18 protein-coding genes are annotated in these 20,746 nt (G+C 68.2%); 9 read left to right on the forward strand and 9 right to left on the reverse strand.

Annotated features, from left to right (window positions below; all coding sequences use genetic code 11):
- Positions 1-12: 12 nt before the first annotated feature.
- Positions 13-429: an IS200/IS605 family transposase gene (gene tnpA / locus CA951_RS35665; protein WP_087561362.1), complete on the forward strand. Its 417-nt coding sequence runs from the start codon at positions 13-15 to the stop codon at positions 427-429.
- A 95-nt stretch (positions 430-524) separates the two neighbouring features.
- Here tnpA and CA951_RS35670 read toward each other — a convergent pair whose 3' ends face one another.
- Genes CA951_RS35670 through CA951_RS35700 form a run of 7 tightly spaced genes read right to left on the reverse strand, consistent with a single transcriptional unit; the run spans position 525 to position 9,239 of the window.
- Positions 525-1,844: a DUF2252 domain-containing protein gene (locus CA951_RS35670; RefSeq protein WP_087561363.1), complete on the reverse strand. Its 1,320-nt coding sequence runs from the start codon at positions 1,842-1,844 to the stop codon at positions 525-527.
- 28 nt (positions 1,845-1,872) lie between these two features.
- Complete coding sequence (galE, locus tag CA951_RS35675) at positions 1,873-2,865, reverse strand: UDP-glucose 4-epimerase GalE (protein ID WP_087561364.1); 993 nt, start codon at positions 2,863-2,865, stop codon at positions 1,873-1,875.
- A gap of 15 nt (positions 2,866-2,880) precedes the next feature.
- Positions 2,881-3,963: an ABC transporter ATP-binding protein gene (locus CA951_RS35680; protein ID WP_087561365.1), complete on the reverse strand. Its 1,083-nt coding sequence runs from the start codon at positions 3,961-3,963 to the stop codon at positions 2,881-2,883.
- A gap of 54 nt (positions 3,964-4,017) precedes the next feature.
- Positions 4,018-5,208 (reverse strand): galactokinase, encoded by a 1,191-nt coding sequence (gene galK / locus CA951_RS35685; protein ID WP_087561366.1) that lies wholly within the window; start codon positions 5,206-5,208, stop codon positions 4,018-4,020.
- On the reverse strand, positions 5,205-6,371 hold the full coding sequence (galT, locus tag CA951_RS35690) for a galactose-1-phosphate uridylyltransferase (protein WP_087561367.1): 1,167 nt from the start codon (positions 6,369-6,371) through the stop codon (positions 5,205-5,207). The genes galK and galT overlap by 4 nt, the downstream gene beginning before the upstream one ends.
- Complete coding sequence (locus CA951_RS35695; RefSeq protein ID WP_087561368.1) at positions 6,358-7,164, reverse strand: DeoR/GlpR family DNA-binding transcription regulator; 807 nt, start codon at positions 7,162-7,164, stop codon at positions 6,358-6,360. The genes galT and CA951_RS35695 overlap by 14 nt, the downstream gene beginning before the upstream one ends.
- The gene (locus tag CA951_RS35700) at positions 7,161-9,239 is read right to left on the reverse strand and encodes a beta-galactosidase (RefSeq protein ID WP_087561369.1); all 2,079 of its coding nucleotides are present in this window, start codon (positions 9,237-9,239) and stop codon (positions 7,161-7,163) included. The genes CA951_RS35695 and CA951_RS35700 overlap by 4 nt, the downstream gene beginning before the upstream one ends.
- A 231-nt stretch (positions 9,240-9,470) precedes the next feature.
- Here CA951_RS35700 and CA951_RS35705 point away from each other — a divergent pair, with 231 nt between their 5' ends.
- From CA951_RS35705 to CA951_RS35720, 4 genes are read left to right on the forward strand one after another with little or no spacing between them, the layout of a single operon-like run.
- Positions 9,471-10,766, forward strand: a complete 1,296-nt coding sequence (locus CA951_RS35705; RefSeq protein ID WP_087561431.1) for an ABC transporter substrate-binding protein — start codon at positions 9,471-9,473, stop codon at positions 10,764-10,766.
- Positions 10,767-10,821: 55 nt separating this feature from the next.
- A complete protein-coding gene (locus CA951_RS35710) occupies positions 10,822-11,745 on the forward strand; it encodes a carbohydrate ABC transporter permease (RefSeq protein WP_087561370.1) in 924 nt (307 codons plus the stop codon).
- On the forward strand, positions 11,745-12,680 hold the full coding sequence (locus tag CA951_RS35715) for a carbohydrate ABC transporter permease (RefSeq protein WP_087561371.1): 936 nt from the start codon (positions 11,745-11,747) through the stop codon (positions 12,678-12,680). Before CA951_RS35710 ends, CA951_RS35715 begins: the two co-directional genes overlap by 1 nt.
- On the forward strand, positions 12,677-14,941 hold the full coding sequence (locus CA951_RS35720; RefSeq protein WP_087561372.1) for an alpha-galactosidase: 2,265 nt from the start codon (positions 12,677-12,679) through the stop codon (positions 14,939-14,941). The genes CA951_RS35715 and CA951_RS35720 overlap by 4 nt, the downstream gene beginning before the upstream one ends.
- A 75-nt stretch (positions 14,942-15,016) precedes the next feature.
- On the opposite strand, the gene CA951_RS35725 is transcribed toward CA951_RS35720, so the two are convergent.
- Both CA951_RS35725 and CA951_RS35730 read right to left on the reverse strand, forming a co-directional pair.
- Complete coding sequence (locus CA951_RS35725; protein ID WP_087561373.1) at positions 15,017-15,559, reverse strand: DinB family protein; 543 nt, start codon at positions 15,557-15,559, stop codon at positions 15,017-15,019.
- Between the two features lie 111 nt (positions 15,560-15,670).
- Positions 15,671-16,237, reverse strand: a complete 567-nt coding sequence (locus tag CA951_RS35730) for a hypothetical protein (protein WP_087561374.1) — start codon at positions 16,235-16,237, stop codon at positions 15,671-15,673.
- 298 nt (positions 16,238-16,535) lie between these two features.
- Between CA951_RS35730 and dnaK the strand changes: the two genes are divergently transcribed.
- From dnaK to CA951_RS35750, 4 genes are read left to right on the forward strand one after another with little or no spacing between them, the layout of a single operon-like run.
- Positions 16,536-18,380, forward strand: coding sequence for a molecular chaperone DnaK (dnaK, locus tag CA951_RS35735; RefSeq protein ID WP_087561375.1), 1,845 nt, complete (start codon positions 16,536-16,538; stop codon positions 18,378-18,380).
- Positions 18,377-19,027 (forward strand): nucleotide exchange factor GrpE, encoded by a 651-nt coding sequence (grpE, locus tag CA951_RS35740; RefSeq protein WP_087561376.1) that lies wholly within the window; start codon positions 18,377-18,379, stop codon positions 19,025-19,027. The genes dnaK and grpE overlap by 4 nt, the downstream gene beginning before the upstream one ends.
- A 22-nt stretch (positions 19,028-19,049) precedes the next feature.
- Complete coding sequence (gene dnaJ / locus CA951_RS35745) at positions 19,050-20,240, forward strand: molecular chaperone DnaJ (RefSeq protein WP_087561377.1); 1,191 nt, start codon at positions 19,050-19,052, stop codon at positions 20,238-20,240.
- On the forward strand, positions 20,240-20,647 hold the full coding sequence (locus tag CA951_RS35750) for a heat shock protein transcriptional repressor HspR (protein ID WP_072937428.1): 408 nt from the start codon (positions 20,240-20,242) through the stop codon (positions 20,645-20,647). The genes dnaJ and CA951_RS35750 overlap by 1 nt, the downstream gene beginning before the upstream one ends.
- Positions 20,648-20,746: the final 99 nt, after the last annotated feature.

The raw sequence follows: 20,746 nt of genomic DNA on the forward strand, positions 1-20,746 counted from the left end.
TAGCATTGGTTTATGGCTGAATATGGCGATATACGTACTGGCAGGCATTGTATTTTTGCTCTCCATGCCCACTTGGTTTTCGTGACGAAATATCGGCACCGGGTGTTCTCCGACAAGCATCTGAGCCGGATGGAGGAGATCATGCGAGCAGTATGCGAGGACTTCGAATGCGAGCTGGTCGAATTCAACGGCGACGCCAACCACGTTCACCTGCTGGTGAACTTCCCTCCGAAGGTTGCCGTGTCGCGGCTGGTGAACAGCCTTAAGGGCGTGTCCTCGCGGCGGATGCGGCAGGAGTTCCCGGAATTGGTGCGGCACTACTGGCGCGCGCAACGGCTGTGGTCCGGGTCATACTTCGCGGGGTCGGTCGGCGGTGCCCCGATCTCCATCCTTCGCCAATACATCGAGCAGCAGCACCGGCCCGCCTAGCCAGGACGCGCTCGGGCCTGCCTGAAGGGGCCCTCCCGTGCGCCTTCACCCCCGCCGTGAACGGCGGAGCACTGGCGCACAACCTGGTAGCCGAGCTACGTCGCGGACACGCCCGCGATTTCGCCCTCCCGGAACGCGTCCACGAACAGTTGGTGATCCTTGCGGCTGACCTCGGCGTAGGCGATGCCGAAGTCGACGATCTCGCCGACGAACTCGTCCAGCCTGCCGTCGACGACGTTCTGGATCGCGTCCTCGGTCTGGAACGTCACCAGGGTCTGGTCGCTGTCCTCGTCGGAGACGCAGTGCACCTTCGCCGTCGCCCGGCCGAGGTCCTCGAGCAGCGGCGCGATGTCCTCCGGTTCGGTGAGGTCGGACCAGTCGAGGTCCAGTTCGTACGGAGAGAGTTCGGCGACGACGAAGCCGCTGCCGTCGATCTCCGTGTAACCGAGCAGCGGATCCGTGTGGACCTGCAGGGCGCGCTGACTCACCGCGGTGCGGTGGCCCTCGTGCTCGAAGTACTCGCGGACACCGGGTTCGTCGACGATCCGGCTCGGAGCGGCGACGTTGCCCTGCTTGAGAGACAGCACGATGTCGTTCTCGAGCGCCTGGGACGCCCCTTCGATGAGCACGTTGTACGCGGGCAGGCCGGCGCTGCCGATCCCGAAGCCCTTCCGGCCCACCACGTCCTTGATGCTGTAGAACACCGGGCGTGAGGACCGCTTGCTGCGGGGGATCCTCTCGACGTACGTCTCCACCGCCTCACAGACCGTGGTGCGTTCCGCCTCCTCCAGTTCGCGGACCCCGCGGGCGCGGCGGAAGTGCCGGTCGTAGTCCTCGAGCACCGTCACCGATTCGAGCAGGCTCACCCGGGTGGCGAGGCGCGCGCTCAGCAGGAGGTCGTGAATGGCGCCGCGCGAATTGTCCAGGCGCAGCGCATACGCCTCGTCCGCCTCCTCCCGCGCATACTGCAGGACCTGCTCGACATAACTGCGCAGATACGTCTCGGCGAGTTCCCGGACATCACTCTCGGGGAGCGCCTTCTGCCAGCCCATCAACGCCAGGCTCGCGACGAAGCGCCGCAGATCCCAGCTGAAATGCCCCACGTACGCCTCGTCGAAATCGTTGACGTCGAAGACGAGCGTGCCCTCCGAGTTCATGTACGTGCCGAAATTCTCCAGATGCAGATCGCCGTGAATCCACACGCGGCCGGTGCGCTCGTCCGCCCACGGGTCGTCGAAGTCACGCAGGTCGTCGTAGAACAGGCACGCGCTGCCCCGGTAGAACGCGAACGGGTTGGCGGCCATCTTCCGGAACTTCGTGCGGAACGCGCTCGGATCCGCCTCCATCAGGTCGGCGAAGGCCTCGACGAGGACCTCCACGATCCGCCTCTGCCTCGTGGAATCGGCGTCGTCCACAGCAGCCTCCTTCTCGCGGCAGAAGTCGTCACGACCGCACCGAACCACGGTAACGCTGCCGCCCGGCCGGCGACTGCAGATACGCCCAGGCATCGGCCACGATCTCGTCGAGATCGGTGTGCCGTGGCTGCCAGCCCAGTTCGGCCTGCACCCGGGCCCCGGATGCGACGAGTACGGCCGGATCCCCGGCGCGGCGCGGGGCGTCCCGGGTGGCGACGGACCGCCCGGTGACGCGTTCGCAGGACGCGATCACCTCCCGCACACTGAACCCGGTGCCGGTGCCGAGGTTGTAGATCCGGTGCGTTCCGGGCCGCGAGAATTCGAGAGCGAGGACGTGCGCCTCGGCCAGGTCGCGGATGTGGATGTAGTCGCGGACGGCGGTGCCGTCGGGGGTGGGCCAGTCGGTGCCGAACACCGAGATCTCGTCGCGGTGCCCGGCCGCGACCTGCAGCACCAGCGGGATCAGGTGTGTCTCCACGGCCCGGTTCTCGCCGAGCCCGGCGTACGCGCCTGCGACGTTGAAGTACCGGAGGCTGCACGCCGCCAGCCCGTGGGCGTGCGCGTACGACGTGATCGCGTGGTCGATCGCCAGTTTGGTGGCGCCGTACGGGTTGGTCGGCCGGGTGGGTGCGTCCTCGGTGATCGGCACGGAATCCGGGGAACCGTACGTCGCCGCCGTCGAGGAGAACACCAGCCGGCCGGTACCGGAGGAGCGCATCGCCTCCAGCAGCGTCAGGGTCTTGACGACGTTCGCCTGCCAGTACGTTTCCGGGGTCTGCACCGACTCGCCGACGAGAGAGCGGGCGGCGAAATGCAGCACGCCGTCGATATCCCCGGCGCCGAGAACCCGGTGGGCTGCGCTCGCGACGTCGTCCTCGACGAATTCCGCTCCTGCCGGCACCGCGTCGGCGTTGCCGGTCGACAGGTCGTCGACGATGACGACCGTGTGGCCGCACTCGAGTAGTCGCTGTGCGCAAACGCTGCCCACGTACCCGGCGCCGCCGGTGACGAGAAGTTTCACCGTTCTCCTTCCGTTTCAGTCGCCGAGCCGGGCGCCGGTGGTGGGCGAGAAGTAGTGCAGGCGGGCCGGATCCGGTGCCAGCCGGATCACGTCGCCCTTGGCCGGCGTGGCGGAGTCGCTGACGCGGGCGACGATGTCGTGGCCGCCGAGGTCACCGTCGCGGACGAGGCGCCCGTAGATGTAGGCGTCGGCGCCGAGTTCCTCGACCACGTCGACCTTCACGGCGGTGCCCTGATCGGACACGGTCCACGCCTCCGGGCGGACACCGACGACGACCCGGCCGGTGTCCAGGGCGCCCAGCACCGACCGCTCGATCGGCGTCGACAGCGAACCGATCCGGGCGTCGCCGTGCACGACGTCCACCTCGAACAGGTTCATGGCCGGTGACCCGATGAACCCGGCGACGAAACTGTTGACCGGCTTCTCGTACAGGGTCTTCGGGCTCGCACATTGCTGCAGGACGCCCGCCTTCATGACGGCGACGCGGTCGCCCATCGTCATTGCTTCCACCTGGTCGTGGGTGACGTAGACGGTGGTGGTGGACAGTCGTCGCTGCAGCAGCGAGATCTGGGTGCGGGTCTGCACCCGGAGTTTCGCGTCGAGGTTGCTCAGCGGTTCGTCCATGAGGAACACCTGCGGGTTGCGGACGATCGCCCGGCCCATCGCGACCCGCTGCCGCTGCCCACCGGACAGTGCCTTCGGTTTGCGGTTCAGGTAGTCGCCGAGGTCGAGGATCTTCGCGGCCTCCTCGACGCGGCGCCCGATCTCGCTCTTGTCCATGCCGGCGATCTCGAGGGCGAAGCCCATATTCTTCGCGACCGTCATGTGGGGGTACAGCGCGTAGTTCTGGAACACCATCGCGATGTCCCGTTCCTTCGGGGCGAGCGCGGTGACGTCGCGTTCGCCGATGCGGATGGCGCCGTAGTCGACGTCTTCGAGACCGGCGAGCATCCGCAACGACGTCGACTTGCCGCAGCCGGACGGGCCGACGAGGACGAGGAATTCGCCGTCCTCGATGTCGAGGTCCAACGAATCCACTGCCGGCACGTCCGAGCCGGGGTACATCTTGGTCGCCGCGTCATACGTGACTCGTGCCATGGTCTTCTCCTCGCAGTTCGAGAAATCGGTTGTTCGAGAAATCGGTGGGGAAATTCAGAGTCGGTGGGCCGAGCCCGACGGCTCGGCGGACAGGAACTGCGGTGTGGGCAGGGACGCGGATTCGGCGCGGCGGACGATGTTCTCGGTGACGGCGTCGACCCGGTCGAGGGGGACGAGCGCGATCGCGGAACCGCCGAAGCCGCCGCCGGTCATCCGTGCTCCCCAGGCGCCGGCCTCGACCGCGGCGTCGACGGCGGAGTCGAGTTCGACGGAGCTGACCTCGTAGTCGTCGCGCAGGGAGGCGTGCGAGCGGTTGAGGGCGTCACCGAGGTCCGCGATCCGGCCGCGGTCGAGCAGATCGGCGACCTCCCGGACGCGGCCGATTTCGCCGAGCACGTGCCGGGCCCGCTGCGCCGCAGGGGAACTCAGCGCCGCGACGGCCGCGTCGGGGTCGGCGACGTCGCGCAGGGTGACGACACCGAGGTCGGCGCAGGCCTTCTCGACGGCGGCGCGCCGGTTGCCGTACTGGCCGTCGACCAGCCGGTGCGGGGCGTTGGTGTCGACGACCACCAGCCGGGCGCCCGCGGAGCGGAAGTCGAGCGGGACGTGCCTGCTCGTCCCGTCCCGGCAGTCGAGGAGCAGTGCGTGGCCGGGGCGGGCGAGCATCGCGACCGACTGGTCCATGCCGCCGGTGGACGCCCCGGCGATCTCGTTCTCCGCGCGGATGGACGCGTCGATCAGCGGCTGGCGGCCGGACTCGTCCGTGGGTAGCCCGGCGAGGTCTGCGACGGCGAGCGCGAACGCGCACTCGAGCGCGGCCGAACTCGACAGGCCGGAGCCGACCGGGACCGTCGAATGCACTGCCACATCGAAACCTGTTCCGGCCGTGAGATGTCCGGATCGGCGCAGCGCCCACACCACCCCGGCGACGTACGCGGCCCAGCCGGACGGATGGCCCGGGGCGACGTCTGCGAGCGCACCTTGCCAGGACTCGCCGGTGTGGGTGGACACGGCGTGCAGGATCCCGTCGTCCCGCACGCGGACGGCGACGACGGTGAGGTAGGGGAGGGCGAACGGCAGGACCAGTCCGCCGGCGTAGTCGACGTGCTCGCCGATGAGGTTGACGCGGCCGGGCGCCGCCCAGACACCGTCCGCGTCGCCGCCGAACGTGGTGCGGAACAACGCCTCCGCGGTGCCGGCGACCGTGTGCTCTTCGGCGGGGGTCACCCACTGTGCGGCATTCACGACGCCACCTCCCGCAGCCGGTCGGCGATGCGCTCGGGTGTGGTGTCGTTGACCCACGCACCCATCCCGGATTCCGAGCCGGCCAGGTACTTCATCCGGCCGGGTGATCGCATCATCGAGAACAGTTGCAGGTGCAGCCGTCCGAGCGGGCGGTCCTCGCCGACGGGTGCCTGGTGCCACGCCGCGATGTAGGGCACGGCGTCGACGCCGTCAAAGAAACGGTCGACCCGCCGCAGCAGTTCGAGATACACCTGCGCGAGTTCGTCGCGTTCGTCGTCGGTCAGTTCGGCGAGGTCGCGGACGTCACGGTGCGGTGCGAGGTGCACCTCCAGCGGCCAGCGCGAGGCGGCCGGAACGTACGCGGTCCAATGTTCGCCGGCCAGCACCACCCGTCTGCCGGAGCGGCGTTCGGCGTCGAGGACGTCGGCGAGCAGCAACCGCCCGGTGCTCTCGAAGTGCTCGCGGGAACGCCGGATCAGCGCGTCCGTGCGCGGCGGCAGATACGGGTAGGCGTAGATCTGCCCGTGCGGATGGGTGAGGGTGACACCGATTTCCTTGCCCCGGTTCTCGAAGCAGAACACCTGCCGCACCCCCGGCAGCGCCGACAGTTCGGCGGTGCGGTCGGCCCAGACGTCGACGACGGTGCGGACCCGGTCGATGCTCAGGGTGGAGAACGCGGCATCCGGGTTGCTGGTGAAGCAGACGACCTCGCACCTGCCTGCTCCCGGTGCCAGCGGCCACAGCGCCTCGCCGTCGACGCAGTCCGGGAGGTCCTGCTCGGCGGCGGCCGTGGCCAGCGAGGGGAAGCGGTTCTCGAACACCACCACGTCGTAGTCGTCGGCCGGAATCTCGGTGGGCGCCTTGCCCGGCCGGCTCGGCGCGAGCGGCGACGCGTCCGGCGGCGGCAGGAACGTGCGGTCCATCCGCTGCGCGGCGATGACCACCCACTCCCCGGTGAGCACGTCGAAACGCATCTGCGACTGCGACTCCGCGGGCGGCAGCGGACGCGAATCCACCAGTTCGCGGGTGGCGCCGCCCGACACGTAAGGCTCGGAGTCGTCGAAGTAGAGGAGTTCGCGGCCGTCCGCGAGCGTCGTCCGGGTCTTGCGCATCCGGACCCGCGCGGGGGCCTCCCGCGCCTCCTGTTCGTCACGCACGGTCATCGTCAAGTCCTTCCGCGTTCTCCCGTGTCACCACGAGATCGCCGACGTGGTCGGCGAGGGCTTCCTGGGCGGTGCGCTCGAGGCCGGCGTCGGTGATGAGGATGTCGACGTCGGACAGCGGGATCGTGTTGGCCAGCGCGGTCACCCCCCACTTCGTGTGGTCGGCGAGCACCACGACGCGCCGCGACGACGCGACGAGCGCCTGATTGGTCTGGGCTTCCATCAGATTGGGGCAGGTCAGCCCCGAGTCGATCCCCATGCCGTGCGTGCCGAGGAACAGCATGTCCACGTGGATGCCGCGCATGGCGGCGACCGTGAGCGGTCCGACCAGGGCGAACGACGGGGTGCGCTGACCGCCGGTGAGGAGGATGGTCTGGTCGTCGCGGCCGCCCTCGTGGAAGGCGTCGGCGACGGGCAGCGAGTTGGTGACGACGGTGATGTCGGGGACGTCGAGGAGTTCGCGGGCGAGGGCGTGCGTGGTGGTGCCGCCGGAGATGCCGACCGACGTGCCCGGCCGCACCAGCCTGGCGGCGGCGCGGGCGATGGCCCGCTTGGCCTCTCGGTCGAGTTCGGACTTCGCCGAGAACCCCGGTTCGTGGACGCTCGCCGAGCGCGGCAGCGTCACCCCGCCGTGCACCCGCTCGACGAGACCCTGCTCGACGAGTTCGTTGATGTCGCGCCGGATGGTCATGTCGGATACCCCGAGCGTCGCACCGAGGTCGACGACCTTCACCGCACCGTGCGTGGTGACCTCGTCGAGGATCACCTGCTGGCGCTGACGAGCGAGCATCATGCGTCCGCCTTCCGTGTCGGGGCGCCGGTGCCGGCGCTGTCTTCGCGAATCACAGCACAGTTGCCCGGTTCCAGCGTGAGCGGTCCGTCGAACACCCGTTCGGTCACGAGGTCGGTGCCGGAGACGTCGACGGTCACCTTCTCGTTCGTGTGATTGAGGACGAACAGCCACGACCCGTTCTCGCCCCGCCTGCGTACGATCTCGACGTCGGAGTTCCGTCCGGTGTGCAGGTCGAGACCGGCTGCGGCGCAGACCGTCTCGGCGAGCCGCTCCAGGCCCCGCGTGTCGGGGACGGTCGCGAGATACCAGGCGGCGCCGCCGCCGACGGGACGCCGGGTGACGGCGGGCACGCCCTGCAGGTGTCCCTCGGTGTGGCGGGCGAGGACGTCCACGTCCCCGGCGACCGTGAGGTATTCGGTCCAGACGCGGGCCGACGTGCCGTCGTCGAGGGCGACCGTCTCGTCGGCGCCGAGTGGGAAGAACTCCTCGGTCCGGACGCCGAGCAGGTCTCCGAACGCCCCCGGGTAGCCGCCGAGCCGGACGTGGTCGTCGCGGTCCGCGATCCCGGAGAACGCCGTCACCAGTACCTGCGCGCCTGCGCGGGCCGCCGCGGCGATGCGGTCCGCCTCCTCGTCGCTGCACAGATACATCGCGGGCACGACCAGCACCGAGTACCGGCCGAGGTCGGCGTCCGGGGGGACGACGTCGCAGGTCACCCCGGCGAACGCGCGGTGCATCCGCTCGGCGATCGTCATCGGCTGCATCAACCGCGACGGGTGCCCGTCCTGCTCGCACGCCCACTGCGACTCCCAGTCGAACAGGATGCCCACCGGGGCCTCTACGCGGCTGCCGCGGACCGGCTCCAGCCGCCGCAGCACCGCCCCGAGTTGGACGACTTCGCGCCACCGGGCGGAGTCGGTGCCCGCGTGCGGCACCAGCGCGGAGTGGAACTTCTCGGCCCCGGCCTGCGACGCGCGGAACTGGAAGAACGCGACACCGTCCGCGCCGCGAGCCACATGGGCGAGGGAGTTGCGCAGCATCTCGCCGGGCGCCTTCGCCCGGTTGACCGGCTGCCAGTTGACGGCACTCGTCGAGTGCTCCATCAGCAGCCACGGCTTGGAACCGGCGATGCCGCGGGTGAGGTCGGCGGAGAACGACAGCCGGTGGTGGGCGGCGCCGTCACCGGTCGCGGGTCCGACCAGATAGTGGTCGGTGGAGACGAGGTCCTGTTCCGGCGCCCACTGCGCGTAATTCATGTCGCCGGCGAGGGACAGCGGCGAGCCCATGCCCACCATGAAGTTCGTCGTCACCGGGACGTCGGGGGTGATGCGCCGCAACACCTCCCGCTCCGCGAGATACTGGTCGAGGAGCGCGTCGGAGCAGAAGCGGCGCCAGTCCAGCAGATGGGTGGGGTTACCGAACGTCGTGCTCGCGGCGGGCGGCACCACCTCGTCCCACGCGCTGTAGTGCTGGCTCCAGAACGTCGTGCCCCATACCCGGTTGAGTTCGGTGAGGTCGCCGTAGCGACGCTGCAGCCACCGCCGGAACGCCCGCGCGCTGTCGGGGGAGTAGCAGCGCGAGTTGTGGCAGCCGAGTTCGTTCGACACGTGCCAGAGAGCGAGTGCGGGGTGGTCGCCGTAGCGGGTGGCCATCTTCTCGACGAGGGTGAGGGAGTGGTCGCGGTAGATCGGGGAACTCGGGCTCCACGTCTGCCTGCTGCCGATCTCGTACCGGTAACCGCGTTCGTCCACGGGCCGGATCTCGGGATGCGCCGCCGTGAGCCAGGGCGGTGGGGACGCGGTCGCGGTGGCCAGGTCGACGCGGACGCCGCCGTCGTGCAGGAGGTCGAGGACGCGGTCGAGCCAGCCGAAGTCCCAGGTGGAGGGGGTGGGCTGCAGTCGCGCCCAGGAGAAGACGCCGACGGTCGCGAAGTCGACGCCCGCCTCGCGCATGAGTTCGACGTCGTGCTGCCAGACCTCTTCCGGCCACTGCTCGGGGTTGTAGTCACCGCCGAAGGAAATGCCCCGGGTCGGCCACCGCAGGTGCCGCCCGCCGGAATCGCTCGCTGTGTGCATGCTCACAATCTGTCCGATCGCTGCTCAAAAGTCAACACGAATGAACATTTCTGCACTTACGCAGGTAAACGCGGTGTGTAGCGGTTGACAACGCGTGACAAGGCGTGGTTTTGTAACCTGCATCACGTAACGGCGTGAGGCGACACCAGCGAAATGTGATCGAAGTTGTTCGATTTCGATCGGATGGTGAGCGACTCCGCCCCACCCCGCTACTCGAGCGAAAAGGGCACCATGAACCGAAACGAGCTGCCGCACCCGTGGCAACCCTCCCGGCGCACCTTTCTCAAGGCCGCGCTCGGCGCCGCGGGCGCCCTGTCGACGGCCGGCCTGCTGTCCGGGTGCACCAGCGGCGTCGACCCCCACGTGATCACCCTCGGATCGCGGCTGTCGGACAAGAACGCCAAACTCGGCGTGCAGGACGTCGTCAGGATGTTCCAGCAGCAGACCGGCGGCGCCGTGCGCATCAACTCCGTCGACTCCACGTCGTTCCAGGAGAACGTCAACAACTACCTGCAGGGCACCCCGGACGATGTCTTCACCTGGATGTCGGGATACCGGATGAGGTATTTCGCCGACAAGGGCCTCGTCGACGACGTCAGCCCGGTGTGGCAAACGCATGGCAGCGGCTTCAGCGACAGCTTCCGCGAGGCGTCCACCGGCACCGACGGCAAGCAGTACCTGATCCCGTTCTTCTACTACCCGTGGGCCGTGTTCTACCGCCCCAGCCTCTGGCAGCAACGCGGTTACGCGCCGCCGAAGACGTTCGACGAATGGGTGGCCCTGTCGAAACGCATGCAGTCGGACGGGCTCACCCCCATCGGTTTCGGGGTCCGGGACGGCTGGTCGCCGTTCGGCACGTTCGACTATCTCGATCTGCGCCTCAACGGCGTCGACTTCCACCGCTCCCTCCTCGCGGGCGACGTGAGCTGGACCGACAACCGCGTCCGGTCGGTGTTCGACACCTGGCGCGAGATCCTTCCGTTCCATCAGCCGCAACCGCTGGGCCGCAAGATGTCCGAGGCGCAGCAGGCGCTCCTCAACAAGGAGGTCGGGATGCTGGTGGCCGGCATGTTCGTCGCACAGAGTTTCCCGGCGGGCCCCGACCGCGAAGACCTGGACTTCTTCGCGTTCCCCGAACTCGACTCCGCGGTCGGCACGTCGGCGGTGGAGGCGCCGATGGACGGATTCATGATGCGCAAGGATCCGCGGAATCCCGACGGGGCGCAGCAGTTCCTCTCCTTCCTCACGAACGCCGACGCCGCCGTCGCGTACGCGAAGCAGGACCCCCAGGCGATCCCGGCGCACCGCGACGCCGACCTGTCGAGTTTCCCTCCGCTCGTGCAGAAGTCGGCTGCCCTCGTCCAGGGTGCGGGGTCCATCACCCAGTTCCTCGACCGGGACACCCGCCCCGATTTCGCGTCCGTCGTGATGATCCCCGCGATGCAGCAGTTCCTCGGCAACCCGAACGACGTGGACGGCCTGGTCCGGAGCATCGAGCGGCAGAAGGCGGCGGTGTTCGGGCAATGAGCGCACACGAGAAGACAACGACCGCCATCACGGTCCCGACAGGTCAGGTGAATTCATGACCAGCACAGTTCCTCCCCAGGCCGGAACCGAACCCAGGATCCCGGCGCCGAAGATCCGACGCAGCCGCGGCGACCGGTGGACCATCGCCGTCATGCTCGGGCTGCCCGCCGCGATCGTGATCGGGCTGGTGTGGATTCCCACCGTCTTCACGGTGATCCTGTCGTTCGCCCGCTGGGACGGCATCGGCGGCACATCGAGCATCGAGTGGATCGGCCCGCAGAACTACGTCGACGCGGTCCAGGCGTACCCGCCGTTCCAGCAGGCGCTCCACAACAACGTCCTGTGGCTGGCGTTCCTCTTCGTCTTCCCGACGATCCTCGGCATCTTCCTCGCCGTGCTGCTCGACCGGGGCCTGAAGGGAAGCCGGCTGTACCAGAGCATCTTCTACATCCCCGTGGTGCTGTCGATGGCCCTCGTCGGGTTCGTGTGGCAGCTGATCTACTCCACCGACGGCGGCGTGCTCAACACGATCCTCGGCACGGACGTCGACTGGCTCGGCAACCCGGACGTCAACATCTGGGCCGTCATGGTCGCCGCGAGCTGGCGACACACCGGCTACATCATGCTGTTGTACTTGGCCGGTCTCAAGGCCATCGACCCGTCGGTGCGCGAAGCCGCCCTGATGGACGGTGCCGGGCCGATCCGCACGTTCTTCCGGATCGTGTTCCCCCTGATGAAACCCACCAACCTGCTGATCATCGTCATCACCGTCATCGAGGCCCTGCGCGCCTTCGATCTCGTGTGGGTGATCAACAAGGGCCGCAACGGACTCGAACTGATCTCCGCCCTCGTCACCGCGAACGTCGTGGGTGAAGCGGGCCGGGTCGGATTCGGTTCGGCCCTGGCGACGATCATGCTCGTGATCTCGCTGGTGTTCATTGCCCTCTATCTCTGGATCGTGATGCGGAGCGACGACTGATGACCATGACGACACCCCTCGCCGACCGCAGTGCGCCCGCCGATCGGACCGGGCCCCGCAACAGGGCCGCGGTGGCCAACCGGCGCCGGCTCAGTGCCGCGCACGCAGCGATGTACTTCCTGCTCACCGCGCTCGCGTTGCTGTGGATCTTCCCGCTGCTGTGGGCGCTCTACAACTCGTTCCGCGACTACGACTACGTCCTCACCCACGGCTACCTGTCCGTCGGCGGCTTCACGCTGAGCAATTACACCGAGTCGTGGGAGGTCGGCGGAATCCCGCACTACTTCCTCAACTCGATGATCATCACCGTCCCGGCGGTGCTGTTGATCCTGTTCATCGGGTCGATGGCGGCGTTCGTGCTCGCCCGGTTCCCGTGGAAGTTCAACGTGATCATGCTGGCGGTGTTCATCGCAGGCAACCTGCTGCCGCAGCAGACGCTGCTGACCCCGTTGTTCCGTCTGTACAACGCGATTCCGCTGCCGTACTGGATGAGTTCGTCGGGTTCTCTCTACGACAGCTACTGGGGACTGATCCTGGTGCACGTCGCATTTCAGACCGGCTTCTGCGTGTTCGTGCTGAGCAACTACATGAAGACCGTTCCCCCCGAGCTGCTCGAGGCCGCGACGGTCGACGGGGCCGGCCTGTTCCGCCAGTACTGGCAGGTGGTGCTGCCGCTGTGCCGTCCGGCGCTGGCCGCGCTCGCGACGCTCATGATCACCTGGATTTACAATGATTTCTTCTGGGCCCTCGCGTTGATGGTCAGCGGCGACAAGCTGCCGGTGACCACCGCGCTGCAGAATCTGCAGGGCAGCTTCTTCACCGACACCAACCTGCTCGCCGCCGGATCGGTGCTCGTCGCGTTGCCGACGGTGCTCGTATTCGTGGCCCTGCAGCGACATTTCGTTTCCGGACTCACGATGGGAGCCAACAAGTGAGCGACACCGCCTCACCGCACGCATACGTTCACCTCACCGCCGGCGGCGTGTCCGTCGTGCTCGACGTCACCGGGGGCCGGTTGCCGGCGGTCGTGCACTGGGGTGCGGCGCTCGGCGACCTGAACGTCGGCGATGCCGTGGCCCTGGCGCAGGCGAACATCGAGCCCCTTGCGGGCAATGTCGTCGATCTTCCGGTGCGACTGTCGATCCTCCCGGAACACCACACCGGATGGGTGGGAAAACCAGGGATCGCGGGCCATCGGGACGGCACCGACTGGTCGCCGCTGTTCACGACCACCGCGCTGACCGTCGACGGGGCCGAACACCGGCCGTCCCCGGACGCGGAACTCGTCTCGGCCGGTGCGGGCACCGTCCGGGTCTCGGCGCACGACGCCATCGCCGAACTCGGGCTGACCCTCGACATCGAGCTGCGGCCGAGTGGTCTCCTGCGGGCGCGCGCCGAGGTCACCAACACGGGCAGCTCCTTCTACGTTCTCGACGACCTCCAGCTCGCGTTCCCGGTCCCGCCGCAGGCCCGGGAGATCCTCGACTTCGCAGGCCGGTGGGGGAAGGAACGAACCCCGCAGCGCCGCGAACTCACCGTCGGGATCCACGAACGCGAAGGGCGGAAGGGGCGCACCGGCCCGGACGCGGCAACGGTGCTCTCCGTCGGCGTGCCCGGTTTCGGTTTCGGCCGCGGTGAGGTGTGGGGCACCCATGTCGGGTTCAGCGGCAACCATCGCCACTACGCCGAGCGGCTCTTCACCGGTTTCCAGGTGGTCGGCGGCGGAGAACTGCTGCTGCCGGGCGAGATTCGGCTGTCCGACGGCGAAAGCTACGAATCCCCCTGGATCTACGGCGCCTACGGTGACGGGCTCGACGCCCAGGCCCACCGCTTCCACGACCATCTCCGGTCGCGGCCCACCCACCCGCGGCGCGCGCGCCCGGTCACGATCAACGTGTGGGAGGCCGTCTACTTCGATCACGACCTCGACCGGTTGAAGGACCTGGCGGATCGAGCGGCGAAGCTCGGCGTCGAGCGTTACGTGCTCGACGATGGCTGGTTCCGGTACCGGCGCAACGATCTGGCGGGGCTGGGGGATTGGCACGTCGACGAGACGGTGTGGCCGGACGGACTGCACCCGATCATCGATCACGTGCGCTCGCTCGGCATGGAGTTCGGCCTGTGGTTCGAACCGGAGATGATCAACCTCGATTCCGATCTCGCGCGGGAACATCCCGAATGGGTCATGGCGACCGGCGGGCGCACGCCGGTGCCGTCCCGGAACCAGCAGGTGCTCAACCTGGGGATCCCCGAGGCGTACGACCACATCCTCGAGCGGATGTCCGCGATTCTCGGCGAGTACGACATCGCGTACATCAAGTGGGACCACAACCGCGACCTGATCGACGCGGGCACCGCCCCGCACGGGCGTGCCGGGGTCCACGACCAGACGCTCGCGACGTACCGGCTGATGGACGAGCTGAAGCGCCGGTTCCCCGGACTGGAGATCGAATCCTGCTCCTCGGGTGGCGCGCGGGTCGACCTCGGCATCCTCGACCGCACCGACCGCATCTGGGTCTCGGACTGCATCGATCCGCTCGAACGCCAGCAGATGAACCGGTGGACGATGCAACTGCTTCCCCCCGAACTGCTCGGCTCGCACATCGCGTCGGGGATCTCCCACACGACGGGCCGGTACCACCGGCTGTCGTTCCGGGCGGGGACGGCGCTGTACGGGCACCTCGGGATCGAGTGGGATCTCGCGACCGCCACCGACGACGAGAACGCACAGCTCGCCGTGTGGATCGACCTGTACAAGCGGCACCGGGAACTGCTGCACACGGGAACGATGGTGCGCGCCGACGAGATCGACCCCACCCTGCTGGTCTACGGTGCCGTCGCCGACGACCGCGCGGAGGCACTGTTCTTCCTCGCGTACGTGGGGCGGTCCGACGTGTCGCCGCGCGGCCGGTTCACGCTCCCCGGGCTCGACCCGGACCGGCGGTACCGCGTGCGGCCCGTCTTCGCCGGTGAACCGGACGAGGGCCTGAAACCGCCCGCCTGGTTCAACGTGCCGCCGCAGCCTCACCCGACCGTCACCACCCTGCCCGGCGGCGGCCGAGCCGACGGACTGTCGGCGGGCAGCGAGGTTCCCGGCGTCTCGATGACGGGACGGGCCCTCGCCGTCGTGGGCCTGCAGACGCCCGCGTCCTTCCCCGACGACGTGGTGGTGCTGTCCGTGACCGAGGAGACGTAACCACACACCGAGACGAGAAACACCTCACCGGAACCCGAAGCCGGTGAGGTGTTTTCGTCTGTGCCGGCGGGTGGGTCAGAACTCCATGCCCGCGTCGGCGCCCATCTGCCTGGTGGTGTTTCCGCCGTCGAGGGATTCCCGGATGATGTCGGCGTGACCGGCGTGGTGGCTGGTCTCCCGGATGATGTGCAGCAGGGTGCGGCGGACGGTCCACCACTGCCGCTCAGGGGCCCAGGGGGCGGTGGGCAGCGGAACGAGCACATCCAGGTCGTCGAGTCCGGCCACGGCGGCCTCCGTCGCGCGGGCCACCTCGGCGTACTCGGCCAGCAGTCCCTCGAGGGTTTCGTCGTCCCGCATATAGTACTGCTGCATCGACCACTCCATGTCGAACTCCGCGTTCTCGTCGGGTTCGAGAATGGTTTCGATCCAGTGCTTTTCCGTCTGGGACACGTGCTTGATCAGACCCCCGAGCGTCAGGTCGCTGACGGTCGAGCGCTTCCGCGCCTGTTCGTCGTCGATGCCGCGGATCGTGATCAGCAGGGTGGCGCGCTGCTCCTGCAGGATCTGGAGGAGGTCGGCGCGTTCGCCGGTGGCCGGGGAATTCTGCGAAGTGGTCATGAGAAGAACGATAGAAGCGATTGAGGTCAGAAACGGTCCTCATTAGGAAGGGCTTTTCGGGGTGTCGCTCGGTTGGGTGTCCTGTGTGGAGTAAGAAAAGCGCCGGCCGAGTCAGCGACTCGGGCGCAGCCACGGCGACACACCGGGAGCGAACAGCGCGAGCACTCCCACCACGACGAGGGCGCTGTAGGCGAGCGGCGCCCACTGCAGCACACCCGCGGTCGCGTCCCCGGCGTCGGACAGCAGCATCCACAGGCCCACCCCGCCCGCGGCGCTGAGGACGCCGACGATGGCGAGGGTGATCCGCCCCGCCGTCTTCCGCGCGCGCAGCAGTTGAATCCCCAGCAGTCCGAGCAGGATCAGCACGACCGCGATGGCACCGCTGCCGATCAGCGTCAGGTTCACCGTGTCGGTGATGTCCGTCGCCGAGTCGCCGGGATTGTCCGCGGCCACCGACGCCTCGAGGGCGTGGCGGACCGCGCCGAGGTCGAGGGCGACGGCACCGGCGATGCCGGCGAGAACGACGAACGATCCCACCCAGGCGGACAGCGACACCGCGACGGCCTTCGGGGTGGCGTCGGTGGGGGCGGCGCGCAGCGGAGTGACCGCGAACTCCGGGCGCGGCGGTACGGGTCGCGGCGGTGCCGGCCGGCGTGGCGGCTGTTCGGGTGTCGTCACGCTGCGATCCTATCGACCGGTCGCGTGTAGGTTGGCCGACGCGCACGAGACCGCGTCGGCGGAGCCGACAGAAGTCCGGGTGGCGGCGGCGAAAGAAAATTTGGGCGGCCGGGAACAAATCTCCTCACCCCTCCGTTGTGCCCTACGACAAGATTGAGCGTGCTCGACTCAAGTTCGAATTGACTCCCGACGGTGTCGGAGTGCAAACTTGAGCGGAGGGCGCTCACTAAGCGCCAACATCGCAGTTCAGTACTGAACAACCTGCCCACAGGACTGCAAAACGGAAGTGAGGAACACTATGGCTCGTGCCGTCGGTATCGACCTCGGTACAACGAACTCGGTCGTGTCTGTGCTGGAAGGCGGCGAGCCCGTAGTGGTCGCCAACGCCGAAGGTTCACGCACCACCCCGTCGATCGTCGCCTTCGCCAAGAACGGTGAGGTGCTGGTCGGCCAGCCCGCCAAGAACCAGGCCGTCACCAACGTCGACCGCACCATCCGCTCCGTCAAGCGCCACATCGGCACCGACTGGAACGTGGAGATCGACGGCAAGAAGTACACGCCGCAGGAGATCAGCGCGCGCACGCTCATGAAGCTGAAGCGCGACGCCGAGGCCTACCTGGGTGAGGACATCACGGACGCCGTGATCACCGTCCCCGCGTACTTCGAGGACGCCCAGCGTCAGGCGACGAAGGAAGCCGGCCAGATCGCCGGCCTCAACGTCCTGCGCATCGTCAACGAGCCCACCGCGGCCGCACTGGCCTACGGCCTCGACAAGGGCGACAAGGAACAGACCATCCTGGTCTTCGACCTCGGTGGCGGCACGTTCGACGTCTCGCTGCTCGAAATCGGCGACGGCGTCGTCGAGGTCCGCGCCACGTCCGGCGACAACCACCTCGGTGGTGACGACTGGGACGAGCGCATCGTCACGTGGCTCGTCGACAAGTTCAAGGCTCAGAACGGCATCGATCTGACCAAGGACAAGATGGCCCTGCAGCGTCTCCGTGAGGCTGCCGAGAAGGCGAAGATCGAACTGAGCTCCTCGCAGAGCACGTCGATCAACCTGCCCTACATCACCGTCGACGCGGACAAGAACCCGCTGTTCCTCGACGAGCAGTTGTCCCGCAGCGAGTTCCAGAAGATCACGTCCGATCTCCTCGACCGCACCCGCGCGCCGTTCCAGGCCGTGATCAAGGACAGCGGCATTGCCGTCAAGGACATCGACCACGTCGTGCTCGTCGGTGGTTCCACCCGTATGCCCGCCGTCTCCGACCTGGTGCGCGAGCTGACCGGTGGCCGTGAGCCCAACAAGGGCGTCAACCCGGACGAGGTCGTCGCCGTCGGCGCCGCCCTGCAGGCCGGCGTGCTCAAGGGCGAGGTCAAGGACGTGCTGCTCCTCGACGTCACCCCGCTGTCCCTCGGCATCGAGACCAAGGGTGGCGTGATGACCAAGCTCATCGAGCGCAACACCACCATCCCGACCAAGCGTTCCGAGACCTTCACCACGGCTGACGACAACCAGCCCTCGGTGCAGATCCAGGTGTTCCAGGGTGAGCGCGAAATCGCGTCGCACAACAAGCTGCTCGGCTCGTTCGAGCTGGCCGACCTGCCGCCCGCCCCGCGTGGCGTGCCGCAGATCGAGGTCACGTTCGACATCGACGCCAACGGCATCGTGCACGTGACCGCCAAGGACAAGGGCACGGGCAAGGAAAACACGATCAAGATCCAGGACGGCTCCGGTCTGTCCAAGGAAGAGATCGAGCGGATGGTCAAGGACGCCGAGGCGCACGCCGAGGAAGACAAGGCCCGCCGCGAGGAGGCCGAGGTTCGCAACCAGGCCGAGTCGCTGGTGCACCAGACCGAGAAGTTCATCAAGGACAACGAGGACAAGGTGCCCGCCGACGTCAAGGAGAAGGTCGAGGCGGCCATCAAGGAAGCCAACGACGCTCTCGCAGGCACCGACATCGCGGCCGTCAAGACCGCGGTCGAGAAGCTGGCCACCGAGTCGCAGGCCCTCGGCCAGGCGATCTACGAGGCCAGTGCCGCCGAGGAGGCCGCCAACACCGACGGCGCCGGCGCGAGCGGTGCCGACGACGTCGTCGACGCCGAGGTCGTGGACGAGCCGTCCGACGCGGAGAAGAAGTGACGTCCGACAACACCGAGCAGGAACCGGTCACTTTCGTGGACAAGCGGAAGATCGACCCCGAGACCGGTCTCACACGGGACGCGGAACCGGTAGTGGAGCCCCTCGCGGGCGCCGCTGCCGCTCCGCAGCCCGGCTCGGTGGACGAAGGGGCCCTGTCGGAGACGGCGGCACCGGAGACGGACGAGTTGGCGGAGCGCACCGCTGACCTGCAGCGACTGCAGGCGGAGTACGCGAACTACCGTCGCCGCGTCCAGCGCGACAAGCAGTCCGACATCGCGAACGCGAAAGCGTCCGTCGTCGGTGAGCTCATCGCGGTGCTGGACGACCTCGACCGCGCCCGCAGCCACGGCGACCTCGACTCGGGGCCGCTGAAGGGTGTGGCGGACAAGCTCACCGGCACCCTCACCTCGCTCGGTCTGAGCGAGTTCGGTGCCGAGGGCGACGCATTCGACCCGGCGCTGCACGAGGCAGTGCAGCACGAGGGCGAGGGCCACGACCCCGTTCTCGGCACGGTGATGCGAAAGGGCTACAAATTCGGTGATCGCGTCCTGCGGCATGCGATGGTAGCTGTGATCGACCGCGCCGGCGATGCCGACGCGAACACCCCCGACGGGGCGGCGAAGCCCGCCGCGTCGGAACAAGAGTAAGAGCGAGAGGAGGAGACGCCCAGTGAGCCAGCGGGAGTGGATCGAAAAGGACTTCTACAAGGAGCTGGGCGTCTCGTCCAACGCATCCGCGGACGAGATCAAGAAGGCGTACCGCAAGCTCGCCCGCGACCTGCATCCGGACGCGAACCCCGGCGACACGAAGGCCGAGGAGCGTTTCAAGTCCGTCAGCGAAGCACACGCCGTGCTGTCCGATCCGGCCAAGCGTAAGGAATACGACGAGGCGCGGCGGCTGTTCGCGAGCGGCGGCTTCGGTCAGGGCGGCGGCGGATTCAACCCCGGAGCCGGCGGTTTCGGCCAGGGCGGATTCGACATCAACGACCTGTTCGGCGGCGGCGGCGCGGCGGCCGGTGACGGCGGCCTCGGCGACATCTTCGGCGGCCTGTTCAACCGCGGCGCCGGCGGCGGTGGCGGCGGCGCGACCCGCACCACCAACCGCCCCCGCCGGGGCAGTGACGTCGAGACGGAGACGACCCTCGAATTCCGCGAGGCCACGCTGGGTGTCACGGTTCCGCTGCGACTGACCAGCCCGTCGCCGTGCACCACCTGCCACGGCAGTGGCGCCAAGCCGGGCACCAGCCCGCGAGTCTGCCCGCGCTGCAACGGGACCGGGATCGTCAGCCGCAACCAGGGCGCGTTCGGGTTCAGTGAGCCGTGCGACGACTGCCGCGGCACCGGATCCATCATCGACTCGCCGTGCGAGGTGTGCCACGGCAACGGGGTCACCAACCGGACCCGCACCATCACCGTCCGCGTCCCCGCGGGTGTCAGTGACGGACAGAAGATCCGGCTGGCAGGCCAGGGCGAGGCGGGCCTGCGCGGCGCGCCGTCCGGCGACCTGTTCGTGACGGTCCGGGTGCGTCCCGACAAGGTGTTCGGCCGCAACGGCGACGACCTCACCCTCGTCGTCCCCGTCAGTTACGGTGAGCTCGTGCTCGGAACCACCGTCTCCGTCCCCACCCTGGAGGGCCGGGTCGGTGTGAAGATTCCGGCGGGCACGGCCGACGGCCGGATCCTGCGCGTACGCGGTCGGGGAGTCCCCAAGCGTGCCGGTGGCGCCGGTGACCTGCTGGTCACGGTCAAGGTCGCGGTTCCGCAGAAGCTCGACGACCCGGCCACCGAAGCACTGAAGACCTATCTGGAAGCAGAGAAGGCCAGCGGATTCGATCCGAGGGCCGGGTGGGCTGGTGCCTGATGAGCGACACGACCGGGGATCCACGCGAAACCGCCGTTGATCCGGATGCCCAGATATTCGTGATCTCGGTGGCCGCGGAACTCGCGGGCATGCACGCCCAGACGTTGCGCAACTACGACCGGCTCGGACTGGTCACCCCGCACCGCACGTCCGGTGGTGGGCGACGCTACTCGCCGCGGGATGTGGCTTTGCTCCGCGAGGTGCAGCGCCTCTCCCAGGACGAGGGTGTCAATCTGGCCGGGATCAAGCGGATCATCGAACTCACCAACCAGGTGGAGGCTCTGCAGCACCGGGTTCGCGAGCTGGCGGAGGAGATCTCGAAGGTCCACGCCGGTTACCGGCGCGACCTGGTGCCGATCCCGCGGAGCAACGCACTCGTTGTGTGGAAGCCACGGCACCAGCGCTGACCGGGCGTTCCGCCGTGTGAACCGGGACCGGTGTCGCACTGATCCTGTCGGAGTGGATCAGTGCGACACCGCATTCCCCGCCCTCCAGCCCCCCAGCCC

The sequence above is a fragment of the Rhodococcus sp. NCIMB 12038 genome, assembly GCF_002165735.1.
Classification (GTDB): Bacteria; Actinomycetota; Actinomycetes; order Mycobacteriales; family Mycobacteriaceae; genus Rhodococcus_F.

What these genes read in the sequence shown, in the direction of transcription:
- CA951_RS35710 (WP_087561370.1), top strand. Translation starts at nt 10,822, where the DNA reads ATGACCAGCACAGTTCCTCCCCAGGCCGGAACCGAACCCAGGATCCCG.
- CA951_RS35750 (WP_072937428.1), top strand. Translation starts at nt 20,240, where the DNA reads ATGAGCGACACGACCGGGGATCCACGCGAAACCGCCGTTGATCCGGAT.
- CA951_RS35715 (WP_087561371.1), top strand. Translation starts at nt 11,745, where the DNA reads ATGACCATGACGACACCCCTCGCCGACCGCAGTGCGCCCGCCGATCGG.
- CA951_RS35700 (WP_087561369.1), bottom strand. Translation starts at nt 9,239, where the DNA reads ATGCACACAGCGAGCGATTCCGGCGGGCGGCACCTGCGGTGGCCGACC.
- CA951_RS35695 (WP_087561368.1), bottom strand. Translation starts at nt 7,164, where the DNA reads ATGATGCTCGCTCGTCAGCGCCAGCAGGTGATCCTCGACGAGGTCACC.
- tnpA (WP_087561362.1), top strand. Translation starts at nt 13, where the DNA reads ATGGCTGAATATGGCGATATACGTACTGGCAGGCATTGTATTTTTGCT.
- dnaK (WP_087561375.1), top strand. Translation starts at nt 16,536, where the DNA reads ATGGCTCGTGCCGTCGGTATCGACCTCGGTACAACGAACTCGGTCGTG.
- galT (WP_087561367.1), bottom strand. Translation starts at nt 6,371, where the DNA reads ATGACCGTGCGTGACGAACAGGAGGCGCGGGAGGCCCCCGCGCGGGTC.
- CA951_RS35705 (WP_087561431.1), top strand. Translation starts at nt 9,471, where the DNA reads ATGAACCGAAACGAGCTGCCGCACCCGTGGCAACCCTCCCGGCGCACC.
- CA951_RS35725 (WP_087561373.1), bottom strand. Translation starts at nt 15,559, where the DNA reads ATGACCACTTCGCAGAATTCCCCGGCCACCGGCGAACGCGCCGACCTC.
- CA951_RS35680 (WP_087561365.1), bottom strand. Translation starts at nt 3,963, where the DNA reads ATGGCACGAGTCACGTATGACGCGGCGACCAAGATGTACCCCGGCTCG.